We start from the raw sequence: 13,686 nt of genomic DNA, 5'->3' as shown, positions 1-13,686 counted from the left end.
AATAAGGAAAAACACACAATTATGGATTTAATTGCAGGGTAACTCCGCGGGAATAGTGGCAGAAGTGCTATCTGCCTCGAATAAACGTTTGGCATAAATCAGCCTTTCCTGGTAATACCGGCTGTTGGTGATATCAGTGATATTCACGCCCTGATCGCTGGAATGGATCATGAATATTTTACCGTCTTCTACTTTGTAGACACAGCCAACATGACTTATTTTTTTCTTTGAACGTCTGCGACCGGAGAAAAAGAGCAGGTCTCCGGGAGAACAGGATGCTGTAGTAATAGTTTGTCCCAACTGCCCGATATCGGTAGCCCTGCGGGGTAAAATCCATCCTATATGTGAGAATCCGTATTTAATCAGGCCACTGCAATCGAACCTGTCAGGACCAATAGCCCCTCTTCTATAGGGTTTGCCCAACTCAGATTCCAGGACTGAGAGCATATGATTAATATTGTTACTATCGCTGGCACTGATAGAGATCGTGTCTACATCAGGTGCTAAGTATGCGGCTGGCAAGGATACTACCTTCTTTTTCTTCTTGTGGAAGATAGAGATATGGTGTCTTGTTTTCTCCTTATTCTTTTTTTTCTCTTTCGCCTGAGCAGTTGAAAGCGTAAGGAAAGATATAAAAATTACTAATTTCTTCATTCGAGCACATTTTTACCACAAAGTCCCGGCGCCCACCTCTTTAAATCCAAAATCCTGTTCCGATAATGTCCGAATCAACCTGAAAGCCCCCATTGTACTATCTATCTGAGGAACTCCCTCTCCTTCCTGTAAAAAAGAGAACACTTTATTTTCTGCCAAAATTCCTTTGTTCGTGATTTTTACTTGCAACAAAGGTGCAATATTATTGGGATATTTTAAATTGAATTGATGATAAGTTGCAAAATTACCTAAACTATAAGCGATTAATTTCTCCTTATATAACTCCATTCCCCTTACTACATGGGGACCTGAGCCTATTACGAGATCGGCTCCGGCGTCTACACACATGTGAGAAAAATGCCTTACATCACCACGATCCTGTCCGAAGAAAATCTCTCTGCCCTTTGGCGTATGTTTTTTAGAAGCGCCTTCTCCTCCCCCATGAAAAAAGACAACCAATACATCACACAGCGGACGCAGTCCTGCAATGGTAGCCTTTACCAGAGAATCATCATTCAAATCAAGACAATTATTATGCGGAGCAAAAGAGGCAAAGCCAAATTTGGTATTGCGGACGGTGAGTGTATCTACAGGATGTTGTGGTACACCACTGGTACGGATATTATTCTTTTCCAGGAAATCCAGCGTGTGCTCAACTCCTTTCATTCCAAAATCAAAAGAGTGATTATTGGAGATGTTCAGGTAATCGAAGCCGGCTTCTTTATAAAATTGGGCATATTTCAGCGGGGTACGGAAAGCGAAACACTGATTACCCCCACACTGCTTGTATAAGGGAGCATTGTCGGACACTGCACTTTCCAGGTTGCCTATACGAAGATCTGTAGATTGCAATAGTGTCATTGCCGCCTGCAGAATATTTCCTTCGGTATCTCTTGGTAAAAAATAAGTTGATGGATAACTTGATCCAACCATTAAATCTCCTACTATGGAGATGCTGATCGTATCGGTTTCAGGCTCATGAGCAGCCTGAGTTATTTCCTTTCTTACAGGTAATTTTTCTTTTATTTCAACTCTACCTAAAAATATGGGAGAAATGACTGCTAATCCCATTACGTTGAAAAAGAAAATCTGAATTTTATTTTTTCCTAAAGTTGCTTTTTGCACGGGGGGTCTTATGCTGATTTAATATAATATCGCAAAAATAGCTGAATTCAGGGAGATGAGATAGCGGTCAGGTAGAGGCTATCCTGACCGCTTTTTAGTTGTTACTGATTATGAGACATTTATTACTACAGACTATTTTTTCTTGTAGTCACTTTGTAGTCATTTCACAAATGAGATCGTATGCTTTTTTCCATCTTTTACGATTGTGAGCCAGTAAATGCCCGCAGGTAAATTGGATACGTTTATTGTATTGTTAATAACTTTTTTGTTGATAACTATGATTCCATTTGCATTTGTGATTTGAACTTTTATATTGTCGAGATCGAAGGGTGCTTTTAATGTTAACTGATCACGTACAGGATTAGGATATAACGATAATTTCTCCGGTGTTTTTTCTGTATTCGCTATTCTTGCACCATCTGTTTTTGTAATGCGGAACCAGTTGATATTCCATCCTCCTGCCTGTGCGTAAATGCCTACGTTGTACGTACCAGCGTTAACGGTAACATTGTGCGAGATGGTTGTCCAGTTCTGCCAGCTGCCGGTAGATGGTATATCCAGATAACCGAGTATAATGCTTCCTGCATTTAAATCCATAGATAACCTGCCACCACCGCTTAAACTGGCTACACGGTATTCTACTTTGTAAGTACCTGTAGTGGGAAAGTTAATATTGTTATAGGCAAGCCAGTCGCCGGTATCAATAGCGCCTACATTCTGACCTCCATCAGTATCTGTGGTGGTCTCCGTAATAATGCCAGCCATGGAGCTGTAGTTTTCTGCCTGGATGAAAGTACTGCTTCCGGTAGTTGTTTTGATAATTTTCAGAGAAGTGGTGAGATCATTAAAACTATCATCCACCAGACAGCCATCATCTGCTGTTTTAATGACAGTGGCTCCTGAGAAGTTATCATCTGCGTATAGCGTTACAGTATAGCCGCTTTGTACCCTTAATGAAGAGATATCATTATTCAGAATTCCTTTTGCCTGTAGCTGTGCGAGTGTATACGTTCCCGGTGCCAGGCCAACGGCAGTACCTGCATAGTTACAATCTTTGTAGAATGTGGCTACTGCACTGCTGTTACCCCCAAAAATTACCTGGTATTGGGCGCCTGTGCAAACAAATGTACTGGCCTGGTCATCGTATGCATAACTGTAGGCATCCGGGCAGGCGGCTTTGAAGAACTGCGAGTAGGAAGTCGGTTTACAGATGACAGGATCGTTGTAGGCATTGGTACAGCAGTAGATATCCGAATGGAATTTGGAGCAGGCGCTGAGACAGCCGACTACCTTTCCGGATGAATTCACGGTCTGTAATTCTGTAGGGCAACCCAGATTGAGGTCTATGGGGCAGCCTGCCGGTTTATCCGTGTACTTTGTACTGGGAACAGTAGGTGTAAATGTTCCGGGAACAGGGAGGATCTGCATGGGCAGGTTGAAACCATCTACCAGGCTGATATCATAAAAATCCTGGTTCAGGTAGCCGTTGAATTTGATCTCCGCCAGCGTGGATGGAGTACCGGTTAATCCGTTGCAATAAAGCCCGTTTCCGCAGCTACCGGTTTCGCAGGTGCCATTGCCGTTGGCATCGAAGTTACAGCCTGTACGGCCCCAGAAACGGCCTTCCCAGCCTAGCGGGAAGCTGCTGATGGTTTTACTGGCGCCTACCTCCAGTCTGAACCCGCCGTTTTCCGGGTTTACAGGTACCCATACACCGGGAGATGTCTGCAGTTTGCCTTGCAAGCCTACCCAGATGACCTGGTCCGACTGATTAATTAAAGTAACTGTACGCTGGGCATGGGCAAAGAGAGTTGAGAGCATAGCAATAGCTATGATGGTCATTTTGAGAGTTTTCATAGAGAGGGTTTTTAATTAAGAAAAAAAATATGACCGGTAGAGGAATCCCGGTTATTTTGAGATTTATAAATCGTGGGTTACAGTTGCACATATGCTATTATGGACAATAACGTACCAGGCTTGCCGTGAACTTCGCAAGCTGGTCAAATATACTAATTAATAGGAAAATCAGAGGAATGTTATCACAGCATAGATTTGCAGATGTTGTTGATCATAAATACACTGTATCTGACTGTTTAGTTCTCTGATTTAGCTTTGGAATATGGGTTCAGCATTTATTTTTCAATTTAACTTCACCTGATATTCACGTCAGATAAGGTGTATTTATTGATCAACAACATCTGGCGCGAAGATTATGTAATCACTGAGTCACTATCAATCAGAGGTCCATATCGTACCGTTCTTCGGATAATTGTTGTCCGTACATGCCTAATTGTTTCTCTCCGGTTTTACGGAAACCGGTTTTTTTGAACAGGTTAGTAGCGACTTCCTGTTTATTAGTCGTCAGCAGGTATACTTTCTGGAATCCTTTTTCACGGCAGAAGTCTAATGCCTCATTCAGTAGCTTTTTACCTAAGCCCATCTGACGGAAATCTGGATGTACCAGGTACCATCTGATCTGTACTACATACCTGGAAAAGGCAGATACCACAATAGAGCCGATGATCTGTGTTCCATGTAATGCCAGGAATACCTGATCTTTAGCGGCGTTGTAGGTTTCCAGAAATTCGTAGAAGGCTTTGCACACACTGGTTTCGAAAGCCAGGTTAAAACCTGCCTCTTTTGCATAGAGGGAACCGTGCAGGTAAATGAGATAACCGGCATCCCCTGGCAATAACTGCCGGCGGAATGTGATATCGTTGCTGCTAAGCGGACTTTCTTCCGACAGGATATGACGGATCGTTTTCATGGCCGCTGCCAGCCCTTTCTGCTGATCATCTGCCAAAGGGGTAAGCAATTCCTTTATTTGCGTGTTAGATTGCTCTTCCAGGCTTTCCAGGAGCTTTTTCCCTTTTGCGGTGAGCTGCAGGAACCAGGTACGGCCATCCGCGGTAGATTTTCGCTTAGACACAAGATGGTTACCTTCGAATGTTTTTAACATCCGACTGAGGTATCCTCCATCTATTCCCAGTGTTTCCACCAGCTTACCAGCGGTGATTTCTTCTTCCTGTCTTACTTTTACCAATACACGTAACGCGGATAAAGAGATGCTGCTTTCTGATATATGGCGGTTTAACAACTCAACCAGCCCTGTATAGTACCCATTAAAATCACTAACCTCCTGCACAACTTCAAGATTCACTGACATGTCCCTAATTTTCAACAAATTTTAGAAATACATTTGATAAAAGCAACTATGTATTTGATTGAATCAAATAAAAGTTTGGGGAGATTGGTAGGAAGGGGGTAAAAAAAATACCCCACACTTTCGGTGTGGGGTATTTTTTTATGAGGGTTTTATAGGGCCTGCGGCCCTATGACCCGTTTATAAATATTATTATTTGATAGTTGCTCTGACAGCTTTTACCTGTGCGGTGGTAATAGCGGGAGCCTTGTTACCGAAGCTATTGCGGACGAATGTAAGTACGTCCGCTATTTCCTCATCCTTCAAAGTTGCCTGTGAAGGCATAGGATTGGAGTAATACTCCCCTTCTATCTCCACATCCTCATTCAGCCCAAGCAATAATACCTTAATAAGCTTTGTCTTATCACCCAGTACATACTTCGTTTTAATCAGCGGAGGATTCATCCTGGGAACACCTGTGGCATCTGCCTGGTGGCAGGTAGCGCAGATATTCTTATAAAGGACTTTTCCTCTTGCAATTGAAGCTGTTGTACCCGCAGGTGCCTGTTTCTTTACCTGTGCCTCGGCAGACATGGCCATGACTACCATCAAACCTGCCATTAAAATTTTCTTCATCTTACTTAGCCTTATAAACAACCCTGTAGATTGTTCCTTTTACATCATCAGATACATAGAGAGAGCCATCAGGGCCCTGTGCCAGTCCACATGGGCGGTGCAATGCCTGACCCGGAGATTTAACCGGGGCCGGTCCTGCAAAACCGTCTGCAAACACTTCCCATTTACCGGAAGGCTTACCATCTTTAAAAGGCACAAATACTACAAAGTAACCTGCCTGGTCTTCAGGAGTACGGTTCCATGAGCCGTGGAAGGCAATAAAAGCCCCATTACGGTACTTTTCAGGGAACTGGGTACCTGTATAGAATAATAAGCCGTTAGGCGCCATATGAGCCGGAAAAGCAACTACAGGATCTTCTGCACCTTCACCAGCTGTTTTGATACCATCTCCACCATATTCAGGAGCCAGCATTTTCTTATGTTGTTCAGGATCATAGTAGATATAAGGCCATCCACAGTCAGATCCTTTCTTTACGGCATACATACATTCTGCCGGTAAATCAGCAGATTGTTTTTCAGTGTACAGGTCCGGGAACAGATCATGGAGCTGATCACGGCCATGCTGCATTACAAACAGCTGGTTTTGCTGCTGGTTCCAATCCAGGCCTACTACATTACGTAAACCGCTGGCATAATGAACGCCATCGCCATAGGTCTGATTTGCCTTATCCGCTTTAAACTGCCAGATACCTCCCGCAGAGTCCAGCACCGGACATGGTTTCATCCCCATTGAACCTTTGCTTCTGTCTTTCTCCTGGCAGGAGTTGGAGTAAGCACCTATGTTCACATAAATGTTACCGTTGTTATCCAGTGCCAGTGATTTGGATTCATGCTGATGACGGTCGATTAAACCGGTGATGATCTTCTCCGGAGTCTCCATGTTGATCACATGCTGTTTGGCATCCAGTTTATAACGGAATACTTCCGTATTGGAAGAAGCGTACAGGTAGCCGTCTTTTATAACAATGCCTGTACCTCCGTAATTACCAAAGCCGGTTTGTTTGTCGATTTTACCATCACCGTTGGTATCCTGTAAGAAGAGAATGCCTTTGCCATCTTTGACCCTGTCCAGCTTTACATAGATTTCCCCGGAAGAAGTAACCGCAATGTGACGGGTGTGTCCGAGACCCTCAATAGCCCTTAAAGCGCCAAAACCAGTGGGCAGTTTCAATCCGGCGTTATCTGCATCCGTTTTAACGGGAGTTTCAGTTGTGCCGGGTTTGCCTGGTCCGCCGGTGTATGCATAGGAAGTTGAAATACTGGCAGTTGCAATAACAGCCAGCATAAGCATCTTGCTCATTTTGTACATAAACATGGTTATTAATAAAGATTGTGATTAAAGCCAAAGCCAAATTACGAAATACCAGGGGCTTAAAACAAGTCGGCTTACTATTTATTTGATGAGTGGAGAGGATCAGTTTAGTACGGTTAAAACAGGAGTAAAACATAGGCTGCTGCTGGCATTTAAGACACGAAAAAGAGATGACCTGCCATAGCAAGCCATCTCTTCATTCGGTTTTTCTCCAGATATCAGAACCCGGGGTTCTGTACCAGTTTGCTGTTACGGTTCATTTCATCCCTTTGTATAGGCATAAAATACATCTTGTCCAGCCATAACCGGTTTTCATTTACCAGTGTTACAGGTGTGTAGGTATAGTCATAACTAGTAGGATCATACTTGTATAAAGTTACCTTGCTGCCTGCTTTCAGCTTGCCGGTCACATTAATGCCCTTCAGAGAACGGCCTACAGTAGCTGGGGCTATCATCCAGCGGCGTACATCGAAGAAACGCTGCTCTTCAAATACCATCTCAATTTCACGCTCGTGCTGATATGCTGCTTTCAACGCTGCGCCTGAAGCCGTAACAGCCGGCATACCGGCACGGGTACGGATAACATTCAGGTTGGTACGGGCTTCATCTTCCTGACCCAATTCTATACAGGCTTCTGTATAATTCAGGATCACTTCCGTATAGCGGAAGAACGGGTAAGGTACCTCCTGGCGGAAATACTGTGCGTCCACCGCAGGATCAATGAATTTCTTGATATAGTAACCGGTGAAACTACCGTTCCAGTCCTCCACAGGACCCTGACGGGTATCCAGTCCGGGATTAGGAACCACCTTCTGGTTATCCGCATCCCACACTTCATAAGAGCCTGCCTGCACCTGATTAGCCGGGTCTTTGGCCGTTACATCTGAAGGACGCTGGCGCCAGTTGGCCCCATCATAAAGAATGGTAGCATAAAAACGCGGGTCGCGGTTGATATATGGATTCGCTTTTTGCCCGGTCTTGTTCCAGTCGAAAGCTGTACCATCACTCATCTCGTAATCGTCTACCAGCAACTGCGTAGGTGTATTACCGGACCAGTTATGATAACCGTTTAAGCCATTGTACAAGCCAATCTGTCCACCGGCTTCGGATTTGGCATTCACAAAATAACGGGAGAAAATGCTTTCACTGTTATCTTTCAGGAACATCGCCTGGTAATTAGCGCTGGCCTCAGTAGCACTGGCAGGGTTTGGAAATGCCAGGGAGTAAACACCAAGATCTATCACCGCCTTTGCTGCATCTTTTGCTTTCTGCCAGCGTGCCGTACGGTCGCCACTGGGGTAACCCAATACTTCCGGTGTTGCTGCCGCTGCTATAATGGTAGATTTTGCTTTGGCAGTGGGAAGATCGTGCAGGTCGCTGGCCGCATATAACAGGATACGTGATTTTAATGCCAGTGCACCGCCTTCATTAGCGCGACCTTTTACAGACACGCCTTCTGTGCCATGCAGATAACGCGCAGCAGAATCACAGTCCTTCGTGATGTGGTCCACACATTCTGCAAAGGTATTGCGGGCTTTTGAATAATCGTTGTTATCCAGTGTGTATATAGAATCAATCAATGGTATGCCACCGTATGCGCGTAACAGTTGGTGATAGTAAAAGGCACGCAGAAAGTATACCTCTCCCCTTAACCTGCTTCCTACCATGGCTTTATCAAACGGTACTTTATTCACGTTGGCAAAGAATACATTACAGGCACGGATACGCTTGTACATTTCGCCCCACTGGAATGTTCCCCTGTTGGTAACATATTCGGCGTCAGTTGGGCTGATGGTACCTTCTACCATGTTTTTGAGGCCGTAGTTGTGGGTGAACATGGTTTCGTCTGTGGCAGAGGCTAACATGGTTTCCAGGAAACCACCACTGCTGAGGCCATTGTATATTTCATTCACGAATGCTTCTGTTAATGCGGGATCACTCCATACATCATCTGTAGTAGCTTCGCCCAATGGCTTTGTATTCAGGAAATCAGTTTTACAGGCACCTGCTGTAAGCAGTGATGCGCAGGTAAGACCAATGTATATTTTTTTGATTAGCTGTTTCATACCTTGCTTACTTAAAAAGTTAATGTAAAGCCTGCATTGATGACCCTTGATTGCGGATAGTACTGACCGTTACCATTGATAGATTCCGGATCGAGGATTTTCAGGTTATCAATCGTGAACAGGTTCAGACAGTTGGCATATACTCTAAAACTGCTGATCCCCACTTTTTTCTTAAATAAATCTCCCAGTCCATACCCTATTTCCAGATTCTTCAGACGCAGGTAGTTGGTGCTGCGTAACCAGTAAGTGTTGCCGGTAGACCAGTAAGTATCATTACGGTCGTTTACACGAGGGTCTACACTGCTTGGGTTATCCGGGCTCCAGCGATGATCGTAGTAGTCTTTTGTGAAGTTGCCGATCTCACCGGATTCTGTATTAATCGGTAAAGCACCGCCAGCGGCTCCCTGCATAAGAACAGAGAAGTCGAAGTTGCGGTAACCCAGATTGATATTCAGACCACCGGTAAACTTAGGTTGTGTGCTTTTGGCGTTACGTACCTTATCATCTCCATTGATCTTACCATCCCCGTTAACATCTCTGTACTTCATATCACCAGGGCGCAGGTTGTTGGTCAATGCACTGTAATCGATTGTATTTTTGTTGATGGCATCAAAATCTCTGAATACACCATCATATTCATAGTACAATGCAGTGTTCATTGGCTGACCGGTAGAACGTTGCCAGGCAGGTGCACCGGGTGTTTCATCCCAGAAGATGATCTTGTTTTTTGAATAACCGCCGTTCACACTTACATCATAGCGGAAATCAGCGCCGATCTTATCAGTATAACCTATACGGAATTCCCATCCTTTATTATCCACCTTACCGATATTTTCAGCAGGTAGTGTCATACCACTATACTGAGGAATAGAAGCGTTCCTTCTCACCAGGATGCCTGTACGTTTATTGATGAATGCATCCAGCTCAAAGTAGAGTTTACCATTGAGCAATGACCCATCCAACCCAACGTTATAATTATTCGCTACTTCCCAGGTAATATAAGGATTGGGGATACGGGCTTCGTATAATGATTTCACTACGTTATTTCCAAAAACATAACTACCAAAACCATAGGTGGAATAATACTGGTATTCCTGTAAAGTGAGCGTACCATCTCCATTATCATCATAATAGATCTGATCATTCCCCAGTTTACCCCAGGAAGCACGGAGTTTCAGGTAGTTTACTACGTGGATATTGTTCTTCCAGAAGTTCTCTTCAGAGATACGCCATCCGGCCATTATACCGGGGAAAAAGCCGAAACGGGAAGAAGCAGGGAACATGTAAGACCCATCATAACGCCATACAAATTCTGCCAGGTATTTTTCTTTGTAGTTATAAGCCGCACGTCCGAAATAATTTAAACGGGCGCGGTCCCAGGCAGTACCGCCATTATCTTTTTCAAGATCACCACCGGCAAACATCTGGTCTATCAGTGAGGAGGTGAAATACTTACGGGAAGCATTAAAATTATCAGAATTTACCGTTTCCCGTTCTATCCCGAATACCAGGTTGATAGTGTGTTTTTTATCGAAAGTATGATCGTAAGTAAGTAATCCGCGTAACAGCATATTACTCTGGTCTTCATCGCCCTGAGCCAGTGTAGCCTGGTCTGTACCACGTTTACCTTTTACAAGTAAAGGCGTGGTACCATCTGCTTCATATGTTTTTTTATCCCAGGTATACAGGTACCAGGGTGTCATCCATTTCTTGGTGCGTTTGAGGTATTTATCGAAAGCCACGTTACCACTCAGTTTTAAACCATCTACCCAGGGAACGGTGACGTCTAAACGGGCATTGGTTTGTACATAGTAGCGTTTATCGCGATCATACCCGGTCTGGTCAGTTGTGATGACCACAGGATTATTACCGTATTCTATATCCGGACCAGCCAAACCATTGGGCCAGTAGGCAGGTTCAGTAGGTTTGCCACGCATCAGCATACGGAAGATATCACTGGCGCTACGGGTAGGATAATGACGGTATTCCTGGCGGCCCAGGATGTCTACACTTACATTCACGTATTTGTTTACCCTGCTGTCCAGGTTCACACGTAAACTGTACTGATCATAACCGGTAGCTGATTTTTTGTAGTAAGCGTCCTGCGACTGATAACCGAAAGATGCCAGGTATTTCATTGCATCAGTACCACCGGAAATCTGTAAGTTATGATTGGATTGTGGTGACCAGTCTTTGAAAGTAGCCTTGTACCAGTCGGTATTAGGGTGCAGCCAGGGATCATTATTTGCTTTATATTTCTCTATTTCTGATTCTCCAAAAGCCACATCCCATTGTTTGTTGGTAACAGGAGATGTATAGGTACCATTCTGTTTGTATACTTTCCAGGCAGCATCCCATTCATTGGCAGGCACATCACGATAGAGACTCAGTTCATCACGCAGTTGTGCATATTGTGAAGCATCCGCCATATCAGGGATATGTGTGGGCTGAGACCATCCCTGGTTAAAGGAATAAGTGAGCTGAGGTTTGCCACTTTTACCACGTTTGGTAGTAACCAGAATAACCCCGTTCGCAGCCCTTGCACCGTAGATAGCAGCAGATGCATCTTTCAGTACAGAGATGCTTTCAATGTCCAGAGGATTAAGTCTTTCAAGGCCACCGGTACGTGCAGCAACACCATCAATAACAACAAGGGGATCATTGTTACCAAGTGTATTGGAACCACGGATACGCAGGGAAGAGCCATCATTACCAGGTTCACCGCTGTTTTGCATAGCAGTAACACCGGGCATACGGCCGGCAATAGAGTTGGATAAATTAGTAGCAGGAGATTTGATGAGGTCTGCTCCTTTTACAGTAGCAATGGCACCTGCAACGGCTTCGCGTTTTTGTGCACCGTAACCTACTACCACCACTTCGCTAAGGCCTTTAGTATCCGCTTCCAGTGCAATATTCATCGGCCCATTCCCTTTTACGGGAATTGTTTGCGGTAAAAAACCTATAGCGCTTACCGTTAGCTGTGCCGTAGCAGGTACGCTTAATGTAAAAGAACCATCGGGAGTAGTAGTGGTACCACGTGGAGTACCTACTATTTTAACTGTAGCACCGATAACAGGTTCATTGTTCTTATCCAGTACTTTACCCTTTAAGGTAATATCCTGGGCAAAGAGAGCGGTAGGTAAACAACATACAAAGAAGAGTAGAATTAGTTTCATGCACAGTGGTATTGACTGCCAGGCATGGGAATGCCGGGCCTTCAACAGGTCTGAATTTTTCATACGTTAAATTTGACAGTTTTAGGAAATGACATGCCTGCAGTAACAGCTGGTTACCGGCATGATAGATTTTGGATCTATTAGGAATGCAACAACATCCCTATAGTTTACACACTTTTGTTTCGGATAATCATCATAACGTGGTTTAATAGTTAAAGAATAGGAGGCAATGGGTCAATAGTTAACAATACAGCATGGGTTTTCTAAGCATATGGCTGTAATTATTATGTGACAAGGTAATGCGCTACAGAATTCTTTGAATCAATACGAACTGACTTTCATAACGGTTGATAAATTCTTGTGGTGTCAACCACACACCTAAAATAGAAAAAATTATTAAAGATTTATAATTCTTTTAACATCCAGTTAATACAGGTAAAATGTCCTGTATTGCCGAGAGGCCCATCCAGGTGATAAAAACCAAAATACTCATACAATTTAACGGCCTGTACTAATTCAGGCATCGTTTCCAGGTAACAATGGGTATAATTTTCTTTACGGGCGAAATCCAGGCAATTCTCAATGATTGTACGGGCAATTCCTTTACCTCTGAATGCAGGCAGCAGGTACATTTTCTGCAGCTCGCAGATATGTGCAGGCCCACCTTCCAGTGGGTAAATACCGGCTCCTCCGGCAATTTCACCATCTACCCGGGCTACGTAGTAAACAGAACGCGGAACATTGTATATTTCTGATAAATGATCTAAAGCGGTATCGGCAAATGCAGTACCTGGTCTGTTCAGACCAAAATCGGTTAATACACTCCTTACTATGTATGCTATAGTTTGATTATCATCTGGTTGAATCAGACTGATAGTAATAGATGACATTTCCGGTGGTTAATTTGATTCAGTAGTGAAGATAGTAAAAGTCGTCAGTATTTCTGTTCAAAGGAGATGGCGGTAATACTAAAGGGACTGCCGCCTTTAGCCACGAGATAGACATCGTGTACTCCGTTGGAATACTTTGGGTTACCTACAAATTTCAGGGCATATGTGGTATCTCCTGTAAAGGGGATCTTCAGGGTACCGATTTTCCTGCTCTTTTTACCTCTGGGGCGGTTAATACGGAATTCCAGCCTGGTGCTTCTCTGTTTACTTTCACAAAAAACAACGACTTTAAATCCTACCTCTCCCATACCCAGGTTCACCTGTCCAAAGCCGAGAAAACTACCGGATTTCATTTTAAATTCGGTTTCAAAGTTCCCTTTTTTCGCTTTCATACTATCCGCTGGCGGAGCGGCTGGCTGAGAGCTGGCTGGTGGTGAAATGGCCGGTGGAGGCACAGCAGTCTGCCCTCTCGCAATTAACTGCACAATAATTAAAAAAAGACATAGGATCGGCCTCATATTGAATACAGTAGGTCTTGGCGTCTTTTAAAGGAAGCTTAACCAGTGTCTAAATTACTATTTAAGACGAAAATTACGCAAAATTATATTAAATTTTACAATAATAACTATAGAATGATTACCAGGCTGTTAAAACGCAAAGCAGGTAAAGGTAAATATTAAGTAAC

At 43.9% G+C, this 13,686-nt stretch carries 10 protein-coding genes; all 10 read right to left on the bottom strand.

The window, feature by feature from the left end; all coding sequences use genetic code 11:
* Nucleotides 1–27: 27 nt before the first annotated feature.
* On the bottom strand, nucleotides 28–654 hold the full coding sequence (locus BMW86_RS25605) for a C40 family peptidase (RefSeq protein ID WP_089785375.1): 627 nt from the start codon (nucleotides 652–654) through the stop codon (nucleotides 28–30).
* Between the two features lie 12 nt (nucleotides 655–666).
* Nucleotides 667–1,779 (bottom strand): CapA family protein, encoded by a 1,113-nt coding sequence (locus BMW86_RS25600; RefSeq protein WP_143056692.1) that lies wholly within the window; start codon nucleotides 1,777–1,779, stop codon nucleotides 667–669.
* A 159-nt stretch (nucleotides 1,780–1,938) separates the two neighbouring features.
* Entirely contained in the window at nucleotides 1,939–3,636 is a 1,698-nt protein-coding gene (locus tag BMW86_RS25595) for a thaumatin family protein (protein ID WP_089785371.1), read from the bottom strand.
* A 379-nt stretch (nucleotides 3,637–4,015) separates the two neighbouring features.
* Nucleotides 4,016–4,945, bottom strand: a complete 930-nt coding sequence (locus tag BMW86_RS25590) for a bifunctional helix-turn-helix transcriptional regulator/GNAT family N-acetyltransferase (RefSeq protein WP_089785369.1) — start codon at nucleotides 4,943–4,945, stop codon at nucleotides 4,016–4,018.
* 189 nt (nucleotides 4,946–5,134) lie between these two features.
* Nucleotides 5,135–5,557, bottom strand: coding sequence for a c-type cytochrome (locus BMW86_RS25585; protein ID WP_089785367.1), 423 nt, complete (start codon nucleotides 5,555–5,557; stop codon nucleotides 5,135–5,137).
* Between the two features lies 1 nt (nucleotide 5,558).
* Entirely contained in the window at nucleotides 5,559–6,857 is a 1,299-nt protein-coding gene (locus BMW86_RS25580) for a PQQ-dependent sugar dehydrogenase (protein WP_177189390.1), read from the bottom strand.
* Between the two features lie 230 nt (nucleotides 6,858–7,087).
* Entirely contained in the window at nucleotides 7,088–8,935 is a 1,848-nt protein-coding gene (locus tag BMW86_RS25575) for a RagB/SusD family nutrient uptake outer membrane protein (RefSeq protein ID WP_089785363.1), read from the bottom strand.
* An 11-nt stretch (nucleotides 8,936–8,946) separates the two neighbouring features.
* Entirely contained in the window at nucleotides 8,947–12,174 is a 3,228-nt protein-coding gene (locus tag BMW86_RS25570; protein WP_089785361.1) for a SusC/RagA family TonB-linked outer membrane protein, read from the bottom strand.
* A 341-nt stretch (nucleotides 12,175–12,515) separates the two neighbouring features.
* On the bottom strand, nucleotides 12,516–13,001 hold the full coding sequence (locus tag BMW86_RS25565) for a GNAT family N-acetyltransferase (RefSeq protein WP_089785359.1): 486 nt from the start codon (nucleotides 12,999–13,001) through the stop codon (nucleotides 12,516–12,518).
* 44 nt (nucleotides 13,002–13,045) lie between these two features.
* The gene (locus BMW86_RS25560) at nucleotides 13,046–13,486 is read right to left on the bottom strand and encodes a carbohydrate-binding protein (RefSeq protein ID WP_177189389.1); all 441 of its coding nucleotides are present in this window, start codon (nucleotides 13,484–13,486) and stop codon (nucleotides 13,046–13,048) included.
* Between the last annotated feature and the right edge of the window lie 200 nt (nucleotides 13,487–13,686).

It is taken from the genome of Chitinophaga sp. YR573 (assembly GCF_900110995.1).
Taxonomy (GTDB): domain Bacteria; phylum Bacteroidota; class Bacteroidia; order Chitinophagales; family Chitinophagaceae; genus Chitinophaga.
The sequence above is the reverse complement of the archived record's forward strand: the minus strand, read 5'-3'. Positions and strand labels throughout refer to the sequence as shown.

Coding starts and splice junctions, on each gene's coding strand:
- BMW86_RS25565 (WP_089785359.1), bottom strand. CDS start 13,001: ATGTCATCTATTACTATCAGTCTGATTCAACCAGATGATAATCAAACT.
- BMW86_RS25590 (WP_089785369.1), bottom strand. CDS start 4,945: ATGTCAGTGAATCTTGAAGTTGTGCAGGAGGTTAGTGATTTTAATGGG.
- BMW86_RS25580 (WP_177189390.1), bottom strand. CDS start 6,857: ATGAGCAAGATGCTTATGCTGGCTGTTATTGCAACTGCCAGTATTTCA.
- BMW86_RS25575 (WP_089785363.1), bottom strand. CDS start 8,935: ATGAAACAGCTAATCAAAAAAATATACATTGGTCTTACCTGCGCATCA.
- BMW86_RS25595 (WP_089785371.1), bottom strand. CDS start 3,636: ATGAAAACTCTCAAAATGACCATCATAGCTATTGCTATGCTCTCAACT.
- BMW86_RS25570 (WP_089785361.1), bottom strand. CDS start 12,174: ATGAAAAATTCAGACCTGTTGAAGGCCCGGCATTCCCATGCCTGGCAG.
- BMW86_RS25585 (WP_089785367.1), bottom strand. CDS start 5,557: ATGAAGAAAATTTTAATGGCAGGTTTGATGGTAGTCATGGCCATGTCT.
- BMW86_RS25605 (WP_089785375.1), bottom strand. CDS start 654: ATGAAGAAATTAGTAATTTTTATATCTTTCCTTACGCTTTCAACTGCT.